The 23,620-nt window shown below is 73.0% G+C and carries 31 protein-coding genes; 19 read left to right on the top strand and 12 right to left on the bottom strand.

Features of this window, described 5'->3' with window-relative positions; genetic code table 11:
- The first annotated feature begins 9 nt into the window (after positions 1–9).
- Both ACILRH_RS05325 and ACILRH_RS05330 read left to right on the top strand, forming a co-directional pair.
- Positions 10–525 (top strand): alpha/beta fold hydrolase, encoded by a 516-nt coding sequence (locus ACILRH_RS05325; protein ID WP_395691368.1) that lies wholly within the window; start codon positions 10–12, stop codon positions 523–525.
- Between the two features lie 10 nt (positions 526–535).
- Positions 536–862 (top strand): alpha/beta fold hydrolase, encoded by a 327-nt coding sequence (locus ACILRH_RS05330; protein WP_395691370.1) that lies wholly within the window; start codon positions 536–538, stop codon positions 860–862.
- Positions 863–866: 4 nt separating this feature from the next.
- Here ACILRH_RS05330 and ACILRH_RS05335 read toward each other — a convergent pair whose 3' ends face one another.
- The 5 genes from ACILRH_RS05335 to ACILRH_RS05355 form a co-directional block, all read right to left on the bottom strand.
- Positions 867–2,264 (bottom strand): hypothetical protein, encoded by a 1,398-nt coding sequence (locus ACILRH_RS05335; RefSeq protein ID WP_395691371.1) that lies wholly within the window; start codon positions 2,262–2,264, stop codon positions 867–869.
- Between the two features lie 419 nt (positions 2,265–2,683).
- Entirely contained in the window at positions 2,684–3,364 is a 681-nt protein-coding gene (locus tag ACILRH_RS05340; protein ID WP_395691373.1) for an SDR family oxidoreductase, read from the bottom strand.
- A 46-nt stretch (positions 3,365–3,410) separates the two neighbouring features.
- Positions 3,411–3,800 carry a type II toxin-antitoxin system death-on-curing family toxin gene (locus ACILRH_RS05345; RefSeq protein ID WP_395691375.1) on the bottom strand — a complete coding sequence of 130 codons (390 nt, stop codon included), beginning with the start codon at positions 3,798–3,800 and terminating at the stop codon, positions 3,411–3,413.
- Positions 3,797–3,988: a DNA-binding protein gene (locus tag ACILRH_RS05350; RefSeq protein WP_395691376.1), complete on the bottom strand. Its 192-nt coding sequence runs from the start codon at positions 3,986–3,988 to the stop codon at positions 3,797–3,799. Before ACILRH_RS05350 ends, ACILRH_RS05345 begins: the two co-directional genes overlap by 4 nt.
- A 220-nt stretch (positions 3,989–4,208) precedes the next feature.
- Positions 4,209–4,970, bottom strand: coding sequence for an arginase family protein (locus tag ACILRH_RS05355; RefSeq protein ID WP_395691378.1), 762 nt, complete (start codon positions 4,968–4,970; stop codon positions 4,209–4,211).
- Between ACILRH_RS05355 and ACILRH_RS05360 the strand changes: the two genes are divergently transcribed.
- A complete protein-coding gene (locus tag ACILRH_RS05360; RefSeq protein ID WP_395691380.1) occupies positions 4,965–5,726 on the top strand; it encodes a WD40/YVTN/BNR-like repeat-containing protein in 762 nt (253 codons plus the stop codon). The genes ACILRH_RS05355 and ACILRH_RS05360 overlap by 6 nt on opposite strands.
- Positions 5,727–5,793: 67 nt before the next feature.
- Here ACILRH_RS05360 and ACILRH_RS05365 read toward each other — a convergent pair whose 3' ends face one another.
- From ACILRH_RS05365 to ACILRH_RS05375, 3 genes are all read right to left on the bottom strand, one after another.
- Entirely contained in the window at positions 5,794–6,102 is a 309-nt protein-coding gene (locus tag ACILRH_RS05365) for a hypothetical protein (protein ID WP_395691381.1), read from the bottom strand.
- Between the two features lie 4 nt (positions 6,103–6,106).
- The gene (locus tag ACILRH_RS05370; protein WP_395691382.1) at positions 6,107–6,385 is read right to left on the bottom strand and encodes a hypothetical protein; all 279 of its coding nucleotides are present in this window, start codon (positions 6,383–6,385) and stop codon (positions 6,107–6,109) included.
- A gap of 503 nt (positions 6,386–6,888) precedes the next feature.
- Positions 6,889–7,491 (bottom strand): DUF6461 domain-containing protein, encoded by a 603-nt coding sequence (locus ACILRH_RS05375; protein ID WP_395691383.1) that lies wholly within the window; start codon positions 7,489–7,491, stop codon positions 6,889–6,891.
- Positions 7,492–7,798: 307 nt separating this feature from the next.
- On the opposite strand from ACILRH_RS05375, the gene ACILRH_RS05380 reads away from it, so the two are divergent.
- The gene (locus ACILRH_RS05380) at positions 7,799–9,067 is read left to right on the top strand and encodes a hypothetical protein (protein WP_395691385.1); all 1,269 of its coding nucleotides are present in this window, start codon (positions 7,799–7,801) and stop codon (positions 9,065–9,067) included.
- Between the two features lie 21 nt (positions 9,068–9,088).
- Here ACILRH_RS05380 and ACILRH_RS05385 read toward each other — a convergent pair whose 3' ends face one another.
- Both ACILRH_RS05385 and ACILRH_RS05390 read right to left on the bottom strand, forming a co-directional pair.
- A complete protein-coding gene (locus ACILRH_RS05385) occupies positions 9,089–9,568 on the bottom strand; it encodes a hypothetical protein (RefSeq protein ID WP_395691386.1) in 480 nt (159 codons plus the stop codon).
- Positions 9,569–9,620: 52 nt separating this feature from the next.
- Positions 9,621–10,001, bottom strand: a complete 381-nt coding sequence (locus ACILRH_RS05390; protein WP_395691388.1) for a RidA family protein — start codon at positions 9,999–10,001, stop codon at positions 9,621–9,623.
- An 81-nt stretch (positions 10,002–10,082) separates the two neighbouring features.
- Here ACILRH_RS05390 and ACILRH_RS05395 point away from each other — a divergent pair, with 81 nt between their 5' ends.
- Genes ACILRH_RS05395 through ACILRH_RS05410 form a run of 4 tightly spaced genes read left to right on the top strand, consistent with a single transcriptional unit; the run spans position 10,083 to position 12,998 of the window.
- Entirely contained in the window at positions 10,083–11,009 is a 927-nt protein-coding gene (locus ACILRH_RS05395; protein ID WP_395692073.1) for an ABC transporter ATP-binding protein, read from the top strand.
- Positions 11,009–11,812 (top strand): ABC transporter permease, encoded by an 804-nt coding sequence (locus tag ACILRH_RS05400; RefSeq protein ID WP_395691389.1) that lies wholly within the window; start codon positions 11,009–11,011, stop codon positions 11,810–11,812. Before ACILRH_RS05395 ends, ACILRH_RS05400 begins: the two co-directional genes overlap by 1 nt.
- Positions 11,812–12,624, top strand: coding sequence for an ABC transporter permease (locus tag ACILRH_RS05405; protein ID WP_395691391.1), 813 nt, complete (start codon positions 11,812–11,814; stop codon positions 12,622–12,624). Before ACILRH_RS05400 ends, ACILRH_RS05405 begins: the two co-directional genes overlap by 1 nt.
- A complete protein-coding gene (locus tag ACILRH_RS05410) occupies positions 12,621–12,998 on the top strand; it encodes a hypothetical protein (RefSeq protein WP_395691393.1) in 378 nt (125 codons plus the stop codon). The genes ACILRH_RS05405 and ACILRH_RS05410 overlap by 4 nt, the downstream gene beginning before the upstream one ends.
- On the opposite strand, the gene ACILRH_RS05415 is transcribed toward ACILRH_RS05410, so the two are convergent.
- Positions 12,995–13,483 carry a GNAT family N-acetyltransferase gene (locus tag ACILRH_RS05415; protein ID WP_395691395.1) on the bottom strand — a complete coding sequence of 163 codons (489 nt, stop codon included), beginning with the start codon at positions 13,481–13,483 and terminating at the stop codon, positions 12,995–12,997. The two genes, ACILRH_RS05410 and ACILRH_RS05415, sit on opposite strands and share 4 nt — an antisense overlap.
- Before the next feature lie 39 nt (positions 13,484–13,522).
- On the opposite strand from ACILRH_RS05415, the gene ACILRH_RS05420 reads away from it, so the two are divergent.
- The 4 genes from ACILRH_RS05420 to ACILRH_RS05435 are packed head-to-tail and all read left to right on the top strand — an operon-like array spanning position 13,523 to position 16,730.
- Positions 13,523–14,665 carry a methyltransferase domain-containing protein gene (locus tag ACILRH_RS05420; RefSeq protein WP_395691396.1) on the top strand — a complete coding sequence of 381 codons (1,143 nt, stop codon included), beginning with the start codon at positions 13,523–13,525 and terminating at the stop codon, positions 14,663–14,665.
- Complete coding sequence (locus tag ACILRH_RS05425) at positions 14,662–14,856, top strand: DUF3046 domain-containing protein (RefSeq protein ID WP_395691398.1); 195 nt, start codon at positions 14,662–14,664, stop codon at positions 14,854–14,856. Before ACILRH_RS05420 ends, ACILRH_RS05425 begins: the two co-directional genes overlap by 4 nt.
- Before the next feature lie 30 nt (positions 14,857–14,886).
- Positions 14,887–15,690, top strand: coding sequence for an S-methyl-5'-thioadenosine phosphorylase (locus ACILRH_RS05430; protein WP_395691399.1), 804 nt, complete (start codon positions 14,887–14,889; stop codon positions 15,688–15,690).
- Complete coding sequence (locus ACILRH_RS05435; RefSeq protein WP_395691401.1) at positions 15,687–16,730, top strand: NAD-dependent epimerase/dehydratase family protein; 1,044 nt, start codon at positions 15,687–15,689, stop codon at positions 16,728–16,730. Before ACILRH_RS05430 ends, ACILRH_RS05435 begins: the two co-directional genes overlap by 4 nt.
- Before the next feature lie 11 nt (positions 16,731–16,741).
- Here ACILRH_RS05435 and ACILRH_RS05440 read toward each other — a convergent pair whose 3' ends face one another.
- Positions 16,742–18,067, bottom strand: a complete 1,326-nt coding sequence (locus tag ACILRH_RS05440) for a hypothetical protein (RefSeq protein WP_395691402.1) — start codon at positions 18,065–18,067, stop codon at positions 16,742–16,744.
- A gap of 122 nt (positions 18,068–18,189) precedes the next feature.
- Here ACILRH_RS05440 and ACILRH_RS05445 point away from each other — a divergent pair, with 122 nt between their 5' ends.
- The 7 genes from ACILRH_RS05445 to ACILRH_RS05475 are packed head-to-tail and all read left to right on the top strand — an operon-like array spanning position 18,190 to position 23,450.
- On the top strand, positions 18,190–18,849 hold the full coding sequence (locus ACILRH_RS05445) for a glycosyltransferase family 2 protein (protein ID WP_395691403.1): 660 nt from the start codon (positions 18,190–18,192) through the stop codon (positions 18,847–18,849).
- On the top strand, positions 18,846–19,511 hold the full coding sequence (locus ACILRH_RS05450) for a DUF2064 domain-containing protein (RefSeq protein WP_395691404.1): 666 nt from the start codon (positions 18,846–18,848) through the stop codon (positions 19,509–19,511). Before ACILRH_RS05445 ends, ACILRH_RS05450 begins: the two co-directional genes overlap by 4 nt.
- Complete coding sequence (locus ACILRH_RS05455) at positions 19,508–20,065, top strand: class I SAM-dependent methyltransferase (RefSeq protein ID WP_395691406.1); 558 nt, start codon at positions 19,508–19,510, stop codon at positions 20,063–20,065. Before ACILRH_RS05450 ends, ACILRH_RS05455 begins: the two co-directional genes overlap by 4 nt.
- Positions 20,062–21,213, top strand: a complete 1,152-nt coding sequence (locus ACILRH_RS05460; RefSeq protein ID WP_395691407.1) for a molybdopterin-dependent oxidoreductase — start codon at positions 20,062–20,064, stop codon at positions 21,211–21,213. Before ACILRH_RS05455 ends, ACILRH_RS05460 begins: the two co-directional genes overlap by 4 nt.
- Entirely contained in the window at positions 21,210–21,599 is a 390-nt protein-coding gene (locus ACILRH_RS05465; RefSeq protein ID WP_395691409.1) for a hypothetical protein, read from the top strand. The genes ACILRH_RS05460 and ACILRH_RS05465 overlap by 4 nt, the downstream gene beginning before the upstream one ends.
- A gap of 2 nt (positions 21,600–21,601) precedes the next feature.
- Positions 21,602–22,285, top strand: coding sequence for a response regulator transcription factor (locus tag ACILRH_RS05470; protein WP_395692075.1), 684 nt, complete (start codon positions 21,602–21,604; stop codon positions 22,283–22,285).
- On the top strand, positions 22,275–23,450 hold the full coding sequence (locus ACILRH_RS05475) for a sensor histidine kinase (RefSeq protein ID WP_395691411.1): 1,176 nt from the start codon (positions 22,275–22,277) through the stop codon (positions 23,448–23,450). Before ACILRH_RS05470 ends, ACILRH_RS05475 begins: the two co-directional genes overlap by 11 nt.
- The last annotated feature ends 170 nt before the right edge of the window (positions 23,451–23,620 follow it).

Raw genomic sequence — 23,620 nt, forward strand, 5'->3', positions numbered from 1 at the left:
GATGCGGTGGTGGACGACGTGGCCGAGGAGGTGCGCCGGGGCCGACCGTTCCGTGCCGCGGGCGTCGGGAGCTTCGTGCGCGAAGGCGGCGCGGGCGATCCCGTCGTCCTGATGCACGGGTTGCCGTCGTCGTCCTTCCTCTACCGCAAGGTGATCGACCATCTGGCCGCGCACGGTCTGCGTGGTGTGGCCTTCGACCTGCCGGGCCTCGGGCTGGCCGAGCGGCCCGGGGACTTCGACTACACCTTCGCCGGGCTCGGCCGATGGGCGGCCGCGGCGCTCGATCAGCTCGGGCTGGACCGCTTCCACCTCGTCGTCCACGACGCGGGCGGGCCGGTGGGCTTCGAGATGGTGACGGGGCAGGCCGACCGGGTCCGCTCGCTGACGCTGCTCAACACGGTCGTCGCGATGGACAGTGTCGTTCCCGATGGAGGTCTACGCGCGCTACGCCTCGCGACGAGGCTGGCCGGCGCTGCCACCACCCGCACCGTTCCGCCGCGCTTTCCGCGCCATCGCCCTTGGTGACCCGTCGGCGATGAGCGATGCCGAGGTCGACGCCTACCGGGACCTCGTGCTCCGCGAGGACGCGGGGGCCGCGTACCTGCGGATCATGCAGAACCTGCGTCGCGGGGAGGCCGACTACGCCGCGGTCATCGACTCGCGGCGTACGCCGTACCCGGTGCAGGTGATCTGGGGGGCGCGAGACCCCGCGCTGCGCATGAACCGCTTCGGCTGGCGTGCCCGCGAGGCGACCGGGGTCGCGGTGGTGCAGACCGTGCCAGGCAAGCACTTCCCGCAGGAGGACTTCGCTCCCGAACTGGCCGGAGTCATCGCCGCCTTCGCAGCCGGGGCCGGCCGGTGACGGCTCAGGAGTAGCTGCCACCGGTCGAGGCGATGTACTGCTTCAGGTCGGAGAGGCAGGCACCGCCGAGGAACGCCTGGACGTTGCTGCAGTTGACCCCTTGGGGAGCGGCGCCGCCGATGCTCGCGGCGGTCGCGACGTACTTCTGGCCGGTGACGGTGGACCAGGTCGTGTCCTTCTGGTGGTCGTCGAAGTAGCACGGGACACCGGCACGGTCGGGCGTGGGCGTGAACCCGCCCTGGTACGACGGGGAGGTCCCCTTCATCCGCAGGAACAGGTTCGCCGTCGCCTCCGGCCCTGCCTCGCCGCCCTGCATGAGCACCCAGCCCTGCTGGCGGGCCAGGTCGAAGACCTGCTGACGCTGCTGGGCCGTGAGCGAGCGGGGCCAGATGACGATCGTCGAGCCGCCGTCGGCGTCGACCTGGAACTCGTCGTTGGCGATGCTGGCCGTGGCCGGCCGTCCGGGGGCGTAGGTCGAGACCGAGGCGCCGTACTGCGTCAGCGAGACGTAGGTCGCCTGCTCCTGGACGAACGTGCTGTCTGGTCCGAGGTTCTTCGTGTCGAACCAGTGCGGGACCTTCGGGATACGGATCAGACCGATGCGGTCGGGACTGATGGCTGCGCCGAGGTAGCCGGCGCAGCTGTCAGGCGGCGGAACGGAGGACACGTCGGCGCCCGGCAGGAGCGGCGGTCGGGTGAACTCGATGCGGTCGGGGTCGTACGGCGGGGCGTACTCCATGCCGGTCCCTTTCGATCCGGTGCTCCCCGGTCCCGGACCGAAGCGGGATCCGTCGGCGAGGGTGAGCACGCGGCCTGGCTTGGCCTGCGGGGTCGGCATCTCGCTGGGCGGCGCGGAGACGCCGGGCGGCGCGACCGTCAGCCGGGAGCAGTCGACGCCCTCGCCGGTGGTCAGGTCGACGGCGCGGACCACGGGGAAGGCCGTATCGGTCGGTCCAGCGGCCCCGCCCAGGTTGTAGCCGGGGAAGGCGTTGTAGACGCGGTTGGCGATGACGAAGGTCTTGCCGTTGCCGTCAGTGGGGCTGGGCATGATGTTGTCGGCCGGGACGTCGGCGAGGTCGCCCGGGAGACTCGAGGTGTCGGTGCCATTCGGCACGACCAGGAGCCGGAACGCCCGGTCGGGCGCCAGCACCTTGGTCCCGGCGGTGAAGGTGTTGACGCTGCCCTGCTCGGGGGTGATCGCGTTGCCCTCGATGGACGCGAAGGGCTTCGCGGCGTCGCCCAGGCCGGTGTAGACCATCCACTCCGTCCAGGCCGCGTAGGGCAGGTCACCGGTGACCTCGAACCCGATCGCCCGGTCGGTGACCAGCGGCAGGACGTAGGAGTAGGCCGCGTGCGGGTCGGGCTGGAGCGGGAACCGGAACGTCGTCAGCCACTCGTACACGTAGTCGCACGTCGAGCTGTCTGAGGTCGCCGTCGGGGATGTTCCGGCGGTCGGGCTCGTGGATGTGACCGACGTCGTCGGGGCGGCACCCGGTGCGTCGGTCTGGCTGTCGCACGCGCCCGTGACGAGGGCGATGCTCAGCGCTGCGGCTGCAACGAGGGGACGGCGGACGTGCAATGCCTGCTCCTGGGTCCGGGGGTGGCCGCAAGGTACCGCTGAGCGGGAGGGTCCGCCCGCGAAACCAGCGGCCCGGCCACCGACCTCGGGACTGGTCCTGACCACCGATCGGCCGGCTCCAGGGGGCGCCTGTGTCGCGACCACACCGCGCCACCTGGTGAAGACAACCTCTCGGCAGCAGGCGCTCCCAGCCGCCGCATGAGGTGCCCTGGCTCGCCTCACCGGGCAGTTCCGGAGTCGGATCAGCGTCGGAAGCCGCCCTCGGAGTTGAGCACCTGACCGGCCATCCATTCGCCGTCGTCGCTGACGAGCCAGGCGATCAAGCGTGCCGGATCGTCGGGTTCGCCGATCCGCTGTTGCGGGAACCGTTCGAGGACGGGCGCCGGCGCCTCATCGAGGTAGCCGGTGTTGACCGACCCGGGGTTGATCGTGTTCAGCAAGACGCCCTGATCGAGAAGGCGGTCGGCGACCGACCAGGTGGCTCCGGCCAGGGCGGCCTTGGAGACGGCGTAGGCAAGGTTGTCGGTCATAGGTCCAAGCGTCTGGCCGGAGGTCATCCAGATCACCCGGCCGCCCTTGCGTCCGTCGTGCTGGGCGGCGAAGGCTTTGGTGAGAAGCAGGGTTGCCCGTGTGTTCACAGCCCAGTGGCGGTCCAAGGAGGCAGCCGTCAGATCAGCGAGGCCGACAGCGTCCCCGCCGTGAGCGTGGTTGCAGACCAGGATGTCCAGGTGCCCCACCACGTCACTCACTCGAGGAATGAGTGCTTCGGCGGTCGCTGCATCGTTGAGGTCCTGTGATGACTGCGGTTCTCCCGGCCAACGGCAGCGACATGGGCCAGACCGTACCGGCGCACCCGGACATGTCCGCTGATCGGATGCGTCCGGCGAGGAGTCGCTTCCAGCTTCCGGGGTCAGATGGGACACACCCAGTAAGAGCGCGGCTCACACCTGTGCTTGCGAGGACAGGCGGCTATGACGCAGGCCCGGCGTGGGCGTTCAGCCAGGCAGCGATCTCTGAGACGTCGATCTCGCCGGCGGCGGCAGCGAGCATCAGCGTCTCAGCCGCGTCGACGGTGTAGGCCAGGTCCCGACCGTTGATCAAGAAGAAGACGCGGGTGGCGGACCAGGCCAGCCGCTTGTTGCCGTCCACGAGGGAGTGGTTGCGGACCAGGGAGTGGAGCAGCGCGGCTGCCTTCTCCGCGAAGCTCGGGTAGGCGTCGTCTCCGAAGACCGACATCATCGGCCGTGCGGCCGCGGCGGCGAGGAGGCCCAGATCGCGGACCGCGACGCGGTCCATGACACCGGCGGCGATCTCGAGCAGGTCCTCGACCGTGAGGTAGTCGATCCGCGCGGCGGTCACCTGCTCAGGCGGTCGAGGAGCTCGGCGTCCTCGGTACGCACTCGACCGATCGCTGCGGCCAGTCGGGCAGGTCGGTCGGACACGTACTGCGCGATCGCCGTTCGAGCGACCTCCTGCATCGAGCGACCCTCCTGCTCCGCTCTCGCGCGCAACGCGTCGCTCTCGGCGTCGGTGAGTCGAAGATTCATGGCCACCCAGTCAAGGTACCACTGTGGTACCGCTGTCCCTGGTTGCTGGGCAGTCGCCGTGGTTTTCGCGGCGGTAGGACGCACCTGCTGGAGCGATCGGCAACGCTTCCCGCTGCCGCACGGCCGACCGGGACCTAGCGGTCCTCGGCTCCGGGTCTGATGCCGCCACGAGGCCGGGACCGGACCGGTTCGGGCCGCGTCGAGCGCTTCGGCGTGTCGGTCAGGTGCGTGAACTGGTCGCCATGACGGAGATGAGCTCGTAGGTGGCGTGGCTCGCTGCGATCCCGGTGATCTCTGCGTGGTCGTAGGGCGGTGAGACCTCGACGATGTCGGCTCCCACGATGTCGGTCCCGGCGAGTCCTCGCAGGATGGCGAGCAGCTCTCGGCTCTGTAGGCCGCCTGCCTCGGGGGTGCCGGTGCCGGGGGCGAACGCCGGGTCGAGTACGTCGATGTCGATCGGGACGTAGACGGGGCGGTCCTGCACCCGGGCCCTGATCCGCTCGACGTCAACTCGTCGGGCATGGACTAGCCCGCTCCAGCACGTGCCGGGTGACCGGGCAGCAGCCCCACGGGGCCCCTGGTGCCTGTTACCCACCCCACGTGGGGCAACAAGGCCCCTGGGCCGTGCGTCCCAAAGGTCGTGGAGAAGCTGCGGTGGGTCGTCGTCGCATCCGTGGCATCGGTCGTCCTGGCCTCCGGGTGCGCAGGCGGCAGCGCTCCGACCCCGCCCTCTGCGCCGGCCAGGTCGACTGGGCCGTCGGTGGCAGCCGCCGACGACGGTGCGACGGCGAAGGTGCACCGGCCGCAGGACGTCATCGACTCCCCGCGGGCTCACGTCATCGTGTGGGGCATCGACAAGACCGGCGCACGGGTCGCGTTGTGGCAGCGCGGGTGGCCGGAGCGCCCTCGCCTGGCACTGGCCGTTCGTGACCGTGACGGCACGAACTGGGTCAGGTGGGCACCACCGGGTGCCGGCGTGCACCTGGGTGCGCAGCTGCGCCGCGGGTGGCTCGTCGAGGTGGGACGACTACGCCACCGTCGCGTTGAACGTCTCGACACCCATGCGCGGCTGCATCCGGTTCCCAGGTCGACCCGGACGGTCACGCCGGCGGCCGGTGACGTGCCGTTCGTTGGCGGAGGTGGCCGGGTGTCGGTGTACCGCGATGGGCGGCTGCTCGCGGTGCCGCGACTTCCGATGCGGTTGATCCAGTCGGCGTACGTCACGCCGACCGGTGCTCTTGTCGTGGTGGGCGGCAACAGCGACACCGTCCGTCGCTGGTGCCGCATGGCGGGCTGGGTGACCACCTGTGGTGGTTGGCCGGGTTCTGAGTACGCATCTCCGGTCGCTGGGCACGGCGACCACGTCGCGTTCGCACTGGCGCGCGTTCCCGACGGCGAGGTTGATGCGACGCCGCTGGCTGGCCTGGCTGTCTCGGACGACGGCGGGAACACCTGGCGGCCCGTCACCGTCCCGAACGGCCTGGTCGAGACGCTGAGCCTGGCCGTGACCCGCGACGGGACCGTGTACGCCACCACCGGAGGCGGCCCCACCATCCGGGTTCGTCCCGGCGCGGACCGTGCCTCGCTGGTGCGCTCGGCGACCCCGATCGTTCTCGATGCGGACGGACGGCAGCTGCACGCCCTGGACGCACCCGGCCGGCACTGGAACCGGGCTCGAGGAGTGGTGAGCAGCGACGGCGGCCGTCACTGGACTGTGGAGCCGCTTCCCGGGCGGTGACCGCGGCCCTCACCGGTACAGGCGGCCCGCAGTCACGACCGTGACGTTCGGCCGTGCCGTGGACCTGTCAGAACCTTGTGACCAGGAGGAACACCACGACCAGTGCCACCGCGACGGAGCCGAGAACCACTGCGATGACGCCACCGGCGGTGGCCAGTGCGGGCCGCCTGTCGCGAAGCGCGCGTGCAGCCAGCGCCACGATGGCGCCAGCGAAGGCCAGAACCACGAGGCTCGCGGCGATGAACCCTCCCGGATGGCCGAACTCGGTCGGCGGTTCGCCCAGCTGGCTGACGTGCAGAACCAGGGCGACCGCGACGCCGGCAATACCCAGGTAGAGCCCCACGATCGGGGTGCGGTCTGTTGAGACGCCCGCCATGATTCTACACCCCGCCTGGTCCGGCAGCCGGTGACGTTGTCGTCGGCTGGTCGCCGCGATACCCGGCCGCGAAGTTCTCGGCCAGCTTCACCAGCCACGGGAACAAGTACAGGCCCAGCACGAAGGCACCCACGATGACGCTGACGGTCAACGAGTTCGTCACGAGGAAGTGCTGCAGCAGCACCGACGCGACCCACAACACCAGGAGCGCCACCCAGCCGGGCGGCCGTACCCGCTCCGCCCATCGTGCTGCATGCACCAGCACTGCAGCGACGGCCTTCACGCTCGGCATCGTCCCACAGCCCTGGCGCTGGCTGGGACCTTCTTCGCACCCGTGGCCCCGATGTGGAAGGTCAAGCAGCAACAGCTGCTCACCGCAGGGGGTCCTACCAGTGAGGCCGAGCGATCGCGAGGCGGTCGGGCCGCGGCGTGATCGGGCCGGGTGGCACACGCCCGAGTCCGGAGCTCGCGTCCACTACGCTTCGGGTCCTCACCCCAGGGGACACCGAAAAGGCAAAACGGGCCCTCCAGGTGGCGCTGCAGGCCCTGCGAGCGGTTCTGCGTGATCGACCCGAGCTGCTGGATGAGCCGAATAGCGGCGCGCGCAGCAAGCGCATCATGCTAGGCGACTGATCACTAGTCGTCTGTCTGTCCTGCACCCTCATCGGCACGAGCACGCGCTGATGAGCGGATGCTCGGATCCGACAGCGGCTACTAAGAGACTTCACGCAGGATCGATGTCTGGCCAGACTCGGTCCAGATCCGGATCCTACTTGGTGAAGGTCCTCACTCGTCGCGACCGTAGGTCAGCGCACTCGTCCGGAACCAACCGCCCTCGGCGGCCCGCATTAGGTCCTCGACCGTCAACGCGATACCAGTGACTATCTCGGCCATCGCGAGGCCGACCGCGATCGGGTCGTGTTCGCCGTCGAACTCGTCGCCGTCGAGGTCGTCGTAGACGAGGTCGAACAGGTGCCGCAGCTCGGTGGGGAATGTGTCAGGGTCGTCGATGTAGGTGTACTCGTCGTCGTCGAAAACCAGCTCGCCGTCGATCGCGTACCCGAACCTGTTGTGACCCTGGATGTTCGACCGGACCACCGCCGCCACCCGCCCACCTTCGGACAGCGTGGCCAAGACCGTATTCGACGAGTCGGCGTACCCAGTACCCTCGAACGCGACCACGGCGCCGCCACCGACAGCAGCCAACGCGTACGCGGAGTAGTCGACGTCGTCGATGTAGCCCTCCTCGACGCTGTCGGCCAGGTCGACTCCGACGGTGGCGGCAACCTGCTCGGGGGTCGTGCCGGTGACGATCAGGTACGTCACGGACTCCCAGTCCAAGGGCGCCTGCTCAAGCAGGGCCAGGTAGTACTCGGGGGTCGCAGTCATGGGCGCAGCCTAGGGGCGTCAGAGGTCGCTGCGGTGCCGAACTCACGCGCTTACGCTCGGGGTGTGGCCGCACCGCAGGAGACGGCCGGGGTCCGCACGCGTGGGCAGGGAGGCAGTCGGCATCAGGACACCCGCCCACCGGCATGTGAGTGCGTTACGAGCCTCACCGACTGGCGGCGGGGTGGGCGACCCCTCACCGGGCGGTGATGAGCCGATTTCCGCGCACAGTCGGCCGTTGCAACACCCCACTTCACAGGCGCCGCCGTCGGACCGGCGGGAGGTCGGTGGGGGCGGGTTGACTGGGTCCATGGTTGATCTCGGGGTGCTGGAGGAGATGTCGGAGCATGAGCTCCTCGACGTCGCCGGGGATTGTGCGCAGACGGCGTGGCGGGCGGAGGTCGACCTGTTGCGGGTGGCCTACCAGTGGGCGGTGCTTCACGCGCCCGAGCGGCTGGACCCGGCCCGGAGCGTGCGGCCGGGCAGGGAGAAGGCGTGCCAGCTCGGTGGGCACGGGGTGCCGAGGGTGACCGAGTTCGCGGCGGCGGAGCTGGCGGTGCGGATCGGCAGGTCGCCCTACGCGGCGGCCCAGCTGATCGCCGACGCCCTCGACCTGTGCTACCGGCACCCGCAGCTGTGGGCGCGGGTGCAGGCGGGGGAGGTGCGAGCGTCCTACGCCCGCTATGTGACGACCAAGACCCGCGACCTGCAGCCGGACGAGGCGGCGTTCGTCGATGCCGGGGTCGCGGAGTCCGCGGACGGGCGGATCCCGTGGTCGCGCTTCGAGGCGCTGGTCGCCGGCAAGGTCGCCCAGGCCGCGCCGGGGCTGGCGCGGCAGAAGGAGGAGCGCGCCGCCCGAGCGACCTTCGCCAGGAAGCTGCGGCGCGTCCCGGGCGAGCAGGCGGCCGGGATGGCGTCGTTCCTCATCCGCGCCGACGCGGCGACCATCGAGGCGATCGACGCCGCGGTCACGGCCAGGGCGGTCCGGATCGCCCAGCGGTTCCCCGACGACCCCGACCTGCAGACCGACGACCAGCGTCGGGTGCGCGCGGTCACGCTGTTGATCACCGGTGACGATGACGGCGCCGACCTCGCCGACGTGTTGCCCGCGGTGCAGCTGATCGTGCACGCCTATGTCGGCAGCGACCGCGAGCCGGTCATGCGCGTCGAAGGGCACGGGCCCGTGACGGAGTCGTGGGTGCGCGACGTGCTCGGACCCCGCGTCCGGTTCACGATCCAGCCGGTCTTCGACCTGGCCGGCCAGGCGCCGGTCGACGCCTACGAGATCCCCGACCGACATCGCCAGGCCGTGCACCTGATGACGCCGGCCGACACCTTCCCCTACGCCTCCTGCACCTCACGACGGATGCAGGTCGACCACACCGTGCCCTACGACGAGGGCGGGGAGTCGGGCATCGGCAACTACGGCCCCATGGTCACCCGGCACCACCGGATCAAGACCCACGGCCACTTCGAGGTACGCCAACCCTTCCCGGGCATCTACGTGTGGCGCGACCCCCACGGCGGCTTCCACGTCGTCGACCACACCGGGACGCGGCGGCTCCCCGAGGCGGCGTGAGAGGGAGGGACTGAGGGAGCGCTACCCCGCGACCGCGGCGGTGACCCGCTCGATCATGTCCTTCTCGCGCTGGCTGACCAGCTCGGCGCCGAAGCCCATGAAGCCGCCCTCCTTGGCGGCCTCGGCCGCGGCCTGCGCCGAGGCGACCAGCCACGCCCCGAACGCGGTGGCCTCCTCGGGCGTCGCCTTCTCCCGCACGATCGCCTGCACCTCGCGCAGCTCGTCGAGCACCTGGTCGCCCGGCGGCCGGCCCGACTCGGGCTTGAAGCCCTTCAGCGGGTTGTCGTGCGCCTGGATCCGCGCCTGCACGTCGAGGGCCACCTCCGTGAGGAGCTGCTCCCGGGTCGGCGGGTTCGTGGCCGACTTCATCGTCGCCATCGTCTCCTTGCCGGCCTCGATCGGCCCGCCCGGGTCCGCCAGCGAGATCGCCATCCCCGCCACGAAGGGCGCGCGCGTGATGCGGGCCCACTCCTGCTCGTCGAAGTCACTCTTCGTCGTCACGATCCACCTCCGTCGCCAACCTACTCCGGGGCCACCTCCCGGGGTGGCGGGGTCATCCGATGACGGCGTCGAGCTCCACCTCGACCCGCCAGCGCGGGTCCAGCAGCGCGGCGACGACCACCATCGTGCTGGCCGGTCGGACGTCGCCGAACACCTCGCCGTGCACCGCGCCCACCGCGTCGGCATCGGCCGCGTCGACGAGCAGCTGCCGGGTCCGGACCACGTCGGCCGGCGTACCGCCGAGCTCCGCCAGCGCACCCAGCGCGATCTCCCAGCAGCGGCGCGCCTGGCCCGCGGGGTCGGGGTCCACCTCGCCGTCGGGCCAGACCGGGGCGGTGCCGCTGACCGCGACGACGTCTCCGACGCGGACCGCGCGGGAGAAGCCGATGGTGTCCTCGTACGGCGAGCCGCTGCGGGCATGACGTCGTTCCACGCCGGGAGGTTATCGGGGCGCGCGCTGTCGGCGCCGGACCGTAGGGTCGGGGACGTGGACCACGCAGCCGACCCAGACTCCATGATCTACGCCTCCGGGCTGCGCAAGTCGTTCGGCAGCTTCGAGGCGGTCCGCGGCATCGACGTGGACGTCCGCCGCGGCGAGTCCTTCGGCTTCCTCGGCCCGAACGGCGCCGGCAAGTCGAGCACCATGCGGATGGTCGCCGCCGTGTCGCCGGTCTCCGGCGGGACGCTGCGCATCCTCGGCATGGACCCCGCGACCGACGGGCCGAAGATCCGCGCGCGGATCGGCGTGTGCCCGCAGGAGGACACCCTCGACACCGAGATCACCGTGCGGGAGAACCTCTTCGTCTACGGCCGCTACTTCGGCCTGCCGCGCAAGGAGGTCCGCGAGCGCGTCGACGAGCTGCTCGAGTTCGTGCAGCTCACCGAGCGGGCCGGCGCCATGGTCGAGGACCTCTCCGGCGGCATGAAGCGCCGGCTGACCATCGCGCGCAGCCTGATCAGCCGGCCCGACGTGCTGCTGCTCGACGAGCCGACCACCGGGCTCGACCCGCAGGCGCGCCACGTGGTGTGGGACCGGCTCTTCCGGCTCAAGCAGCGCGGCGTGACGATCGTGCTCACCACCCACTACATGGACGAGGCCGAGCAGCTGACCGACCGGCTCGTGGTGATGGACAAGGGCCTGATCGTCGCCGAGGGGTCCCCGCTGGACCTGATCGCCGAGCACTCCACCCGCGAGGTCGCCGAGCTGCGCTTCGGCGTCGCGGGGGAGGGCGACAGCCACGAGGCGCTGGCCGGCAAGGTCGAGGACCTCGCCGACCGGGTCGAGGTGCTGCCCGACCGGCTGCTGCTCTACACCGAGGACGGCGACGAGACCGTCGCCAAGGTCCACGAGCGCGGCCTGCGGCCGGCGGCGACGCTCGTGCGCCGCTCGACCCTGGAGGACGTGTTCCTCCGCCTCACCGGCCGGACGCTGGTGGACTGATGACCGACAGCACCGCACCCGACCACGTCTTCTCCGGGGCCGCGCGCCTGACGGACTACTGGGCGACCGTCTACCGCCGGACCTGGAAGGGCTCGGCGATCACCTCGTTCGTCAACCCGCTCTTCTACGTCCTGGCGATGGGCGTCCTGCTCGGCGACTACGTCTCCGCCGGGTCCGACCAGCTGGACGGTGCGCCGACGTACCTCGCGTTCATCGCGCCCGGCCTGCTCGCGGCGCAGTCGATGCAGACGGTGTTCGGCGAGACCACCTATCCGGTGATGGGCATGATCAAGTGGCAGAAGACCTACTTCGGGATGACGTCGACGCCGCTGTCGGTGCGCGAGGTGATCCTCGGCCAGCTCGGGTTCGTGCTCTTCCGGGTCGGGCTCACCTGCGGGGTCTTCACGCTGGTGATGGCGCCGTTCGGCGTCTACGCGACCTGGTGGGGCGCCGTGCTCGCCTTCCTCGTGCAGTTCCTGGTCGGTCTCGCCTTCGCGACGCCGCTCTTCGCGTTCTCGGCGGGCCTGAAGTCGGAGGCGCCGTTCGCGCTGGTGTTCCGGCTCGGGATGATCCCGCTCTTCCTCTTCTCCGGCGCGTTCTTCCCGATCACCAACCTCGACCCGTGGATGGAGACCCTCGCGCGGGTCACGCCGCTGTGGCACGGGGTCGACCTGACCCGGATGCTCACCCTCGACACCATCGACCCCGGCCTCGCACTCGTGCACGTCGTCTACCTGACGACGCTCGCGGTGGTCGGCTGGTTCTGGGCGGTCCGCCGGCTCGGGCGAAGGTTGAGCGTCTGATGTCGGTCACCGCGACCAGCGCGCTGCGCAGCGCCGCCCGCCCGCTCGGGGCGAGCGAGGCCACCGGGCTCCTCGTCTACCGCAACTACCTGGCCTACCGCCGCGCCTGGTACATCTTCCTCAGCGGCTTCCTCGAGCCGGTCTTCTACCTCTTCTCGATCGGCGTCGGCGTCGGCCAGCTGGTCACCGGGTTCGAGTTCAACGGCCAGGACATCCCGTACGCCGAGTTCGTCGCGCCCGGGATGCTCGCGGCCTCGGCCATGAACGGCTCCCTGCTCGACTCGACGTTCAACTTCTTCTTCAAGCTGAAGTACAATAAGCTCTTCGACCAGATGCTGGCCACGCCGCTGACCACGATGGACATCGCCCGCGGCGAGCTGAGCTGGTCGCTGCTGCGCGGCGGCACCTACTCCGCGGCGTTCCTGCTCGTGATGGTCGCGATGGACCTGGTCAGCTCGTGGTGGGCGGTGCTGGCCGTCCCGGCCGCGCTGCTCATCGGGCTCGCGTTCGGTGGCATCTGCATGGCGCTGACGACCTGGATGCGCTCGTGGCAGGACTTCGAGTGGATCACGCTCGCGACCATCCCGATGTTCCTCTTCTCCGCGACCTTCTTCCCGGTCGAGGCGTACCCCACCGCGATCCGGTGGGTGGTCGAGGTGACGCCGCTCTACCGTGGGGTCGTGCTCTGCCGCGAGCTGACGACCGGCGCCCTGACCTGGGCCGCGCTGGTCAGCGTCGTCTACCTGGCCGTGATGGGCCTGGTCGGGCTGGCGATCGTGCGGCGCCGCCTGGAGAAGCTGCTGCTGGCATGAGCGCCCACGCGATGCCGCGACCCAACCCGTTCATGCGGGTGCTCTTCGCCGTGCTGCTCGTCCGGCCGCGGGTCGAGGTCACCGACGAGGCGCTGGTGGTCACCCTCGGCTGGGGCTTCTCGGCGACGGTGCCGCGCAGCTCGGTCGTCGACGTCGTCGACGAGCCCGGCCGCCGCCTCAGCATCGGCGCGCACGGCTGGCGCGGCCGCTGGCTGGTCAACACCGCCGGTGCGCCGCTGGTGAGCGTGACCCTCGACCCGGTCGCGCGCGGCCGCACGCTCGGGTTCCCGGTGACGGTGCGCGAGCTGGTGCTGAGCGTCGCCGACCGCGACGCCTTCCGCGCCGACCTGCTGCGCACGGACGCTCCCGGCTAGAGCCGCAGCTCCCACAGCTCGGTGTCGATCCACCGGTCGAACTTGCGGCCGACCTCGTGCAGCGTCCCGACGTGCTCGAAGCCGTGCGCCGCGTGCAGGGCCCGGCTGCCCGGGTTCGGCACCGCGATCACCGCGACCACCAGGTGCATCCCGTCGGCGCGCAGCCGGGGGAGCAGGTCGGCGTACAGCGCCCGGCCGACGCCGGTGCCCCGGGCGTCCCGTCCGACGTAGACCGACGCCTCCCGGGTGCCGCCGTAGGCCCCGCGCGGGCGGTAGTCGCCTGAGAAGGCGTAGCCGACGACCGCGCCGTCGCGCTCCGCGACCCGGAGGTGGTCGCCCGGTCGGGTGAGCGCGAGCCGCGGGCGCCAGTGCTCGATCCCCGGCGGGTCGGTCGCGAACGTCGAGGTCCCGTGGAGGACCTGCTCGTCGTAGATGGCGGCGAGGGCCGCGAGGTCGGCTTCGCGGACGTCCCGGACGAGCACCATGTGCCCATCCTGTCGGACCGGCCCTGTAGACATGGCTGCGTGAGCGAGATCGTGCCCGACACCAAGGACTGGACCTGGGTGCTCGACCGCCCGTGCCCCGACTGCGGCTTCGACGCGGCGGCCGTCACCGTCGACCGGCTGGCCGAGGTGGTCCGCGACAACGCGACCACCTGGGAGGCCGTGCTGACCCTGGCCGACGCGGGGGAGCGGCCCGCGACCGACACCTGGTCGCCGCTGGAGTACGCCTGCCACATCCGCGACGTGCACCGGGTCTTCGACGGGCGGCTCGCGCTGATGCTCGCCGAAAACGAGCCGCGGTTCCCCAACTGGGACCAGGACGAGACCGCGCTCGAGGGTCGCTACGGCGAGCAGGATCCCGGCGTCGTCTCGGCCGAGCTGCTCGAGGCGGCCGAGGCCATCGCCGAGCGCTACGAGTCGGTGCCGCCGGACGCGTGGGACCGGCGCGGGCTGCGCAGCAACGGCAGCGTCTTCACCGTCGCCAGCCTGGGCCGCTATCACCTCCACGACGTGGTCCACCACGCCTGGGACGTGCGCGCGGCCGCCGCGCGCGCCACCGTCGAGGCGTACGACGCCTCCGCGGCCGCCTACCGCGACGGCACCCGGGCGGTCTCGGAGGAGGACCTGGCGGCCGTCGCCGCCTTCGCCGCCGACCTCGGACCCGGCGCGCGGGTGCTGGAGGTCGGGTCGGCGGGCGGCCGCGACGCGGGGCTGCTCGAGGACGCCGGGCTCAGCGTGCGCCGCACCGACGTGTCGCCGGGCTTCGTGGCGCTGATGCGCGCCGACGGCCAGGACGCCGACCTGCTCGACCCGCTCACCGACGACCTCGACGACCCGGCGCGCCCCGGCACGCCGTACGACGGCGTGTGGGCCAGCGCCAGCCTGCTCCACGTCGACCGCCACGACCTGCCCACGGTGCTCGCCCGGCTCGCCGGCGCCACCCGGCCCGGCGGCCTGCTGCGGCTGTGGCTCAAGGAGGGCGACGGCGCCGCCTGGTCCCGCCATGGGCACGTGGCCGGCGTCCGCCGGTTCACGTTCTGGCGGCCCGAGCCGCTCGCCGAGGTGCTCGCCGACGCCGGCTGGGAGGTCATCGACCTGCGCCACGTCGACAGCACCGTCTCCGCCGAGCCCTGGCTCGACGTCACCGCGCGGCGGCCCGCGTGAGGCACACCGAGTTCTGGGTCCGGATGGACGACGCGCTCGGGGCGTCCTACGCCCGCTCGTGGGCCGACATGTTCGTGATCGGCGACCTCGGCGGTCGCACCGTCAACGAGGCGCTGGCCGCCGGCGTCCCGCCGAAGCAGGTGTGGGCCGCGGTCTGGCGGGTGCTCGAGCTGCCGACCAGCAAGCAGTGACGCCAGCCGGGCACCTGGCAGTCTTCTCGCATGACGACCGCCGGCACCGCTGCTGACGTCGCCGTGATCGGCGGCACCGGGTTCTACTCCTTCCTCGACGACGCCGAGGAGGTCAGCGTCCCCACGCCGTACGGCGACCCGTCGGCGCCGGTCGCCGTGGGGTCGGTCGCGGGCCGCCGGGTGGCGTTCCTGCCGCGGCACGGGCGCCGCCACGAGCACCCGCCGCACGCGATCCCCTACCGCGCCAACCTCTGGGCGCTGCGGTCGCTGGGGGTGCGCCAGGTGCTGGCGCCGTGCGCCGTCGGCGGGCTCAGCGACGCGGTGGCGCCCGGCGACCTCGTGGTGCCCGACCAGCTGGTCGACCGGACCTGGCGGCGGGTGCCGTCCTTCGTCGAGGAGGGCGCGGTGCACCTGCCGTTCGCCGACCCCTACTGCCCGGGGGTGTCGCAGGCGCTGGCCGGCGCGGCGCCCGACGTGCAGCGCGGGGGAGCGATGGTCGTCATCGAGGGCCCTCGGTTCTCCACCCGCGCCGAGTCGCGGCTGCACGCCGCCGGCGGCGCGACGCTGATCAACATGACCGGGGCGCCCGAGGCGGCACTCGCCCGTGAGCTGCGGATGTGCTACGCCACGATCGCGCTGGTCACCGACATGGACGCCGGCGCCGAGCACGGCGAGGGCGTGGGCCAGGAGGAGATCTTCGCGCTCTTCCGGGCCAACCTCGAGCGGCTGACCGGGCTGCTCACCGCCGCGGTCTCGGCGCTCCCGGACCCCGACTGCTGCACCTGCTCGACGTGGGCCGACGGCATCGAGCTGACCTACGAGGTCCCCGGATGAGGGTCCTGGTCACCGGCGCCGCCGGGTTCATCGGCGGCGCCGTGGTGCGCACCCTCGAGGACGCCGGCCACGAGGTCGTGCTCGTCGACGTGATGCTGCCGGCCGCGCACGGCGCGACCGACGCGCCGCCGGGCGTCCACCGCCTCGACGTGCGCGACGCCGAGCGGTGGGGCGACCTGCTCGCCGGGATCGACGTCGTGTGCCACCAGGCCGCGATGGTCGGGGCCGGGGTCACGGTCGGCGACCTGCCGGCGTACGCGGGCCACAACGACCTGGGCACCGCCGCCCTGCTCGCCGCGATGCACCGCGCGGGCGTGGCCCGGCTGGTCCTCGCGTCGTCGATGGTCGTCTACGGCGAGGGCCGCTACACCTGTCCCGTGCATGGGGACCAGGTGCCGCCGCCGCGCCGTCGCGAGGCGCTCGAGGCCGGCGACGTCGAGGCGCACTGCCCACGGTGCGGTGCCGTGCTCGCCTGGGCGCTGGTCGACGAGGACGCCCGGCTGGCGCCGCGGTCGTCGTACGCCGCCAGCAAGGTCGCCCAGGAGCACTACACCGCCGCGTGGGTCCGCCAGGCGGGCGCGGCCGCGGTGGCGCTGCGCTACCACAACGTCTACGGCCCCGGGATGCCGCGGGACACGCCCTACTCCGGCGTGGCGGCGATGTTCCGCTCCTCGCTCGAGCGCGGCGAGCGACCGCAGGTCTTCGAGGACGGCGGCCAGGTGCGCGACTTCGTGCACGTCGACGACGTGGCGCGCGCCAACCTGCTCGCCCTGGAGTCGGTGGCGGCCGGTCCGGCGGAGCGGTACGACGCCTTCAACGTGTGCTCCGGCGAGCCGGTGACCATCCTGGACGTGGCCCGGCTCGTGGCCGGCGGCACCGGCACCGATCTCGAGCCCGAGGTCACCGGCGGCTACCGGCTCGGCGACGTCCGGCACGTGGTCGCCTCGCCCGAGCGGGCGCGGGCCGAGCTCGGGTTCGCGGCGCAGGTGCGGCCCGCCGAGGGTCTGCGCGCCTTCGCCACCGCGCCGCTGCGGGCCTGATCCCGCCCGGCCTACCAGGAGGTGTAGAGCAGCTGCTGGACCAGCAGCGCCCAGACCACCTGCACCAGCAGGCCCCAGCGCCGCCAGCGCTCCGGCAGCAGCGCGGTCGTCAGCAGCAGCCACGAGACGAACGGCAGCCAGATCCGCTCGACCTCCGCGCGGCTCATCTGGGACAGGTCGGCGAGCACGATGCAGGCCGCGGCCGACCCGGCCAGCCACAGCACGACCCGGTCGGAGCCGCGGCGCAGCATCGCCACGGCGGCGCCGAGGAGCGGGCCCGCGCAGACGACCAGGGCCGCGAGGTTCGCCCAGGTCCAGTAGGCGCCGGGGCGGTCGGCGGCGATGCCGTCCCAGTAGCGCTCGCGCAGCACCGGGAACGCCTCCCACCACGCGAACCCGCCCGCGGCGAAGGCCAGCACCACGGCGAGCGCGGTCAGGGCGGCGATCGGCAGCGGCCACCAGGACCGGGCCAGGACGAGCACCGCGAGCGCGACCAGGCCGAGCAGCGGCAGGCCGTAGGACGACATCACGGTCCAGCCCAGCAGCAGCCCCGCCAGCACCGACCACGCCACGAGCCGGGCGCCCCGGCTGGTCGCAGCGAGCGCGAGGCAGGCCAGCCCCCACGCGGCGACCGCCGCGAAGACGGCATCGGCCGAGACGGCGAGGAACACCGCGGCCGGGGTGAGCACCAGGAACGGCGCCGCCCGCCGGGCCGCGTCCTCCGCGCCCAGCGCCCGCACCGTCACCAGCACCGCGAGGGCGATGCTCGCGGCGACCACCGTCACCACGACGCCGGCGACGACCGCGTTGCCGAGCCCGAGCCGCACCAGCAGCACGAAGAAGAGCAGCGCGCCGGGCGGGTGGCCGGCCGGATGGGTCGGCCAGGCGTGCGCGCTGTCGAGGGGGATGCGGTCGACGTACGCCTGCAGCAGCGCGTGGACGTCGGTGACATCTCGGGCGGCGGGCAGGTACTCGTAGTCGCTGCCGATCGCGCGGGACAGCCCGTCCGGTCCGTCGACCAGGGCCAGCGACAGCAGCCAGGCCAGCCCGACGGCGTACGACGTCGCCAGCAGCCGCCCCCACGAGAGTCGTTCGGCCAGCCGGGGCCCGTACCACCAGCCCAGCAGGCCGAGCAGCACCGCGGGCACGGTGCCCGGTCTGAGCAGCTTGGGGTCCCACCACCCGTGCAGCGGTGGCACCTCGTGGGGGACCACGCTGCGCGGGGCCCGCGACCACACCTCCCAACCCGTCAGCGGCGGCACGGCGAACGCGAGGGCGACAAGCACGAGCGCCACGGTGAGCCCGACCCAGGGCGCGCGGGCTCGCGTCGACGACATGCCCCGACCCTAGGGCGCGGGTGCGCACCCACCGGTCCCCGAGCGGTCGCCGACGGCATCCGTCACCAGCCCGTAAGGCTTCGCGTGGTTTGTCGGGGGTCGCTCCTGCCTACTGTCGGGCCATGGGCCCCGTCTGCGACCTCGTGCTGCCGTGTCGCGACGAGGCCGCCGCGCTGTCCGGGCTGCTGCCGCGGGTCCCCGAGGCGTTCTCGGTGATCGTCGTCGACAACGGCTCGCGCGACGCCACCGCGGAGGTGGCCCGCCGGCTCGGCGCCCGGGTGGTCGCCGAGCAGCGGCCCGGGTACGGCGCCGCGGTGCACGCCGGCCTCGTGGCCGCGGAGCGCGACCTGGTCGCCTTCATGGACGGCGACGGCTCGTTCGACCCCGAGGAGCTGTTGCCGCTGGTCGAGGAGGTCCGCGCCGGGCGCGCCGACCTCGCGGTCGGTCGCCGGCGCCCGGTCTCCCGCGGCACCTGGCCCTGGCACGCCCGCGCCGGCAACGCACTGGTCGTGTGGTGGCTGCGCCGCCGGATCGGGATGGCCGCCCACGACATCGCGGCCGTGCGGGTCTGCCGGCGCGCGGACCTCCTGGCGCTCGACGTGCGCGACCGGCGGTTCGGCTACCCCGTCGAGCTCCTGCAGCGCGCGACCGACGCCGGGTGGCGGGTGGTCGAGCGCGACGTCGGCTACCACCCCCGCGCGGCCGGCACCCGGTCGAAGGTGTCGGGGTCCGTCGTCGGCACGGTCCGCACCGCACGCGACTTCTGGCGGGTGCTGGCGTGAGCGCCACCGATCAGGCCCGGGTGCTCGTGGTGGCCAAGGCCCCGGTGGCCGGCCGGGTGAAGACCCGGCTCGGTGCGACCGTCGGCGACGCGACCGCCGCCGACCTCGCCGCGGCGGCGCTGCTCGACACCATCGCGGCCTGCCGGGAGGCGTTCCCTCCCGAGCACTGCCTGCTCGCCCTGGCCGGCGACCTCGCCGACGCCGTGCGCGGTGACGAGATCATCCACGCGCTCGACGGGTGGGGCATCGCCCGTCAGCGCGGCGGCACGTTCGCCGAGCGGCTCGTCAACGCCCACCTCGACGTGCCGCCCGGGGGGCCCGTCGTCCAGGTCGGCATGGACACGCCCCAGGTCAGCGGCGAGCTGCTCCACGAGGCGGCCGCCGGCCTCGACGGGCACGACGCGGTGCTCGGCCCGGCCGACGACGGCGGCTGGTGGGTGCTCGGTCTGCGGCGCCCCGCGGGGGCGACCGCCCTGCATGACGTCGCGATGTCCACCGAGAGCACGTACGCCGACACCCGTGCCGCCCTCGCGCGGGCCGGCCTCGACGTGGGGTCGACGACGGTCCTGCGTGACGTCGATGACGCCGACGACGCCGACGTGGTGGCCGCGCAGGCGCCGGCCGGTGAGTTCGCCCGCGCCTGGCGGCAGGTGCGGCCGTGAGCCCGGTAGTGCTCGACCTCGACCATTGGGACCGGCCGGAGGACGAGCACGACCTCGCGCTGCTCGACCTGTGCCTCGGCCCCACCCTCGACGTCGGCTGCGGGCCCGGCCGGCTCGCGGCCGCCCTTGCCCGACGCGGCCAGGTCGTCCTCGGCATCGACGTGCTCGCGCACGCGGTCGGCACCGCCGTACGCCGTGGTGCGTCCGCGCTGTGCCGGGACGTCTTCGACACGCTGCCCGCCGAGGGCCGGTGGGGGACGGCGCTGCTGGCCGACGGCAACGTGGGCATCGGCGGTGACCCCGTGGCGCTGCTGCGCCGGCTGGCCGAGGTGCTCGCGCCCGACGGCCGGGTCGTGGCCGAGGTGGCCCCGCCGGGCACCCCGCTCGACTGCGGCTGGGCGACCGTGCGCACCGAGGTCGAGACGTCGGCGCCGTTCCGCTGGTCCGTGGTCGGCGTCGACGACATCGACCGGCTCGCGAGCGACGCCGGGTTCCGCGTCGACGACGTACGCCGTCTCGGCAGTCGCTGGGGCGCGGTGCTGGAGGCGGCATGAGGCTCCCCACCGAGGACGACTTCCCCTCCCGGCTGCGCAGCGCGGCGGTGACCGCGCGCGTCGGGCTGTGGCTCGGCGTGTGCTTCGCCGTCTGCTTCGTCACCGGGCTGGTCAGCCACTACGCCCAGGCGCCCGACCACCCGGTCCCGTTCCCGGCGAGCCCGGTGTGGGGCTACCGGGTCACCCAGGGCCTGCACGTCGTGACCGGGACGGCGGCGGTGCCGCTGCTGCTGGTGAAGCTCTGGACCGTCTACCCCCGGCTGTTCCGCCGGCCTGAGCGCGGCTGGCGCCCGCTGGTGCTCGACCTGCTCGAGCGGGGGTCCGTCCTCATCCTCGTTGCCGCGGCGGTCTTCCAGCTCGCATCCGGCCTGGCGAACTCGGCGCAGTGGTACCCCTGGTCGTTCTCGTTCCGCACCACCCACTACGCCGTCGCCTGGGTGGCGATCGGGTCGGTCCTCCTGCACGTCGCCGTGAAGCTCCCGGTGATCCGCGCGGCACTGGGCGCCGACGTCGACGACCCGGCGCTCGACCGGCCCGCCGCGACCCGGCCGGGGGTGCTGACCCGGCGCGGACTCCTGCGCACCACGTGGCTGGCCGCCGGCGTCGCCGTGCTCGCCACGGCCGGCAGCACCGTGCCCCTGCTGCGGCGGGTCTCGGTGCTGGCCGTCCGGTCCGGCGACGGCCCCCAGGACGTCCCGGTCAACAAGTCCGCGTCGGCCGCCCGGGTCACCGCGAGCGCGACCAGCGGCGCCTACCGGCTGGTGGTCGCCAACGGCGACCGGAGCATCGAGCTCAGCCGGTCCGACCTCCTCGCGATGCCGCAGTCCACCCACGACCTGCCGATCGCGTGCGTCGAGGGCTGGAGCGCGAACGGCACCTGGACCGGGGTCCCGGTGCGCCACCTGCTCGACCAGGTCGGCGCGCCCCGGGGCAGCGACGTGCTGGTGACGTCGCTGCAGGAGTCCGGCCCGTTCACGACGACGGTGCTCCACGCGAGCTTCGCCGACGACGACCGCACCCTGCTCGCCCTGGCGCTCGGCGGCGAGCCACTGTCGCTCGACCACGGCTTCCCGGCCCGGGTGATCGCCCCCGACCGTCCCGGGGTGCTGCAGACCAAGTGGGTCGCCCGGATCGAGGTGCGGACGTGAGGTGGGTTCTCGGAGCGGCCGGTGTCCTCCTGGTCCTGTACGGCGGCTGGCTGCTCGTCAGCCGCGAGGACGACCTGCTCGGGGTCGCGGTGTGGCTCGCCGCCGGGGTGCTGCTCCACGACGCCGTGCTCGCGGGCGTCACCATCGTCCTGGGCGCGCTCGCGGTCCGGCTCGCGCCCGAGCCGGCGCGGGCACCGCTGGTCGTCGGGCTCGTCGTCCTCGGCACGGCCACGCTGCTCGCCGTACCGGTGCTCGGGCGCTTCGGGGCACGGGCGGACAACCCGACCCTCCTCGACCGCGACTACACGGCCGGCTGGCTGGTCCTCGCCGCGCTCACGGCGGTCGCCGTCGTGGGGGCCGCCCTCGTACGCTCTCGGCGGAGGTGACGATGGCGCGCGTGCTCGTGGTCGACGACGACCGCACCGTCCGGGAGGTGGTGGTGTCCTACCTGCGCGCCCACGACCACGACGTGGTGGAGGCGGCCGACGGCGAGGCGGCGCTGCGCGCCATGCACGAGCGGCCGGCCGACCTCGTGGTGCTCGACCTGATGCTGCCCGGCATCGACGGCATCGAGGTGTGCCGCCGGCTGCGGGCCAGCGGCGACGTGCCGGTCGTGATGCTCACCGCGCTCGGGGAGGAGACCGACCGGGTGGTGGGGCTCGAGGTCGGTGCGGACGACTACGTCACCAAGCCCTTCAGCCCGCGGGAGCTGGCGCTGCGCGTCGACTCGGTGCTGCGCCGCACCCACGTGCCGGCCGCCCCGCGTCGGCTGGTCGACGGCGACCTGGTCGTCGACGAGGCCGCCCACACGGCGTACCGGTCCGGCGCGCCGCTGGCGCTGACCGGCCGCGAGTTCGACCTCCTGCGGTTCCTGCTCGCCCACCCCGGCACGGCGTACTCCCGCGACGAGCTGCTGCGCCAGGTCTGGGGCTGGTCGATCGGGGACCACTCGACCGTCACGGTGCACGTGCGGCGGCTGCGGGAGAAGGTGGAGCCCGACCCGCGGCGGCCGGCACGGCTGGTGACGGTCTGGGGCGTCGGCTACCGGTGGGAGGCCGCGGATGACGCGTGACCAGCAGCAGATCGTGCTCGTGGCCGCGGGGTGCGCGGCCTGCGTGGGCCTGGTCGGGCTCGGGGCGGCGTGGCTGCTGCGGCACCGGTCGATCCGCTGGCAGCTCGGCCTGATCGTCCTGGTGTCGATCGGGTCGGTCCTCGCCGGCGTGGTCGCGGTCTCGCGGCTGATGTTCATCTCCGCCCACGACTGGGCCGTCGTCAGCCTGGTGGCGGGCGTGTCGGCGGTGGTGGCGCTGGTGGTCGCGCTCGCGCTGGGCGCGGCGATCTCGCGCTGGTCCGAGGCGCTGCGCCGCAGCGCGCGGACCCTGGACTCGCACGGGTCGTACGTCGCCGACCCCCGCGGCCCCAGCGAGCTGCAGGCGCTCTCGGAGGAGCTGGCGCGCACCAGCGCGCGGCTGGAGGAGTCGCGGCTGCGCGAGGCCCGGCTCGAGGAGTCGCGCCGCGAGCTGGTCTCCTGGGTCTCGCACGACCTGCGCACCCCGCTGGCCGGGATGCGGGCGATGACCGAGGCGCTGGAGGACGGCATCGCCACCGACCCCGACCGCTACCACCGCCAGATCCGCGCGGAGGTCGACCGGATGGTGCGGATGGTCGACGACCTCTTCGAGCTCTCCCGGATCCACGCCGGGGTGCTGCAGATCAGCCCGCAGCCGCTGGCGCTGGGCGACCTCGTGAGCGAGGCGATCGCCGGTGCCGACCCGGTGGCGCGGGCACGCAGCGTGCGGCTCGGCGGCAGCGTCGACGACGGCGTCGAGGTGACCGCCGACCCTGCGGGCCTGTCGCGGGTGATGACGAACCTGATCATGAACGCGATCCGGCACACCCCGGCCGACGGGACCGTCGAGATCCGCGGCCGCCAGGTCCCCGAGGGCGTCGAGCTGAGCGTGCGCGACCAGTGCGGCGGGCTGAGCGTCGAGGAGATGGACCGGGTCTTCGACGTCGCCTGGCGCGGGGGAGCGGCGCGCACCCCGGTGGCCGGCGGCGCCGACGGTCACGCACCCGGTGGCGCCGGCCTCGGCCTGGCGATCGTCAAGGGCATCGTGGAGGCGCACCACGGGGTGGTCGAGGTGGAGAACGTCGACCTCGACGGTGGCCTGGACGGTGGCCTGGACGGTGACCGGGTGCCGGCCGGCTGCCGGTTCCGGGTGCTGCTGCCGGCCTGACCGGCTCGGCGCGACCGGGGTCGACACGCCCGCGCGCCGCTCCCGAACATCTGTTCGATCGTGGGCTACTTTGTGTCCACAGGCACGACGTGGGACGAGGTCGTCCACAGCGGTCGACGGTGCTGATCAGGCGCTGTCGGTGGCTCGTCCTAACGTCGCCGATGTGCCTG

This window comes from Nocardioides sp. (assembly GCF_044226765.1).
Lineage (GTDB): Bacteria > Actinomycetota > Actinomycetes > Propionibacteriales > Nocardioidaceae > Nocardioides.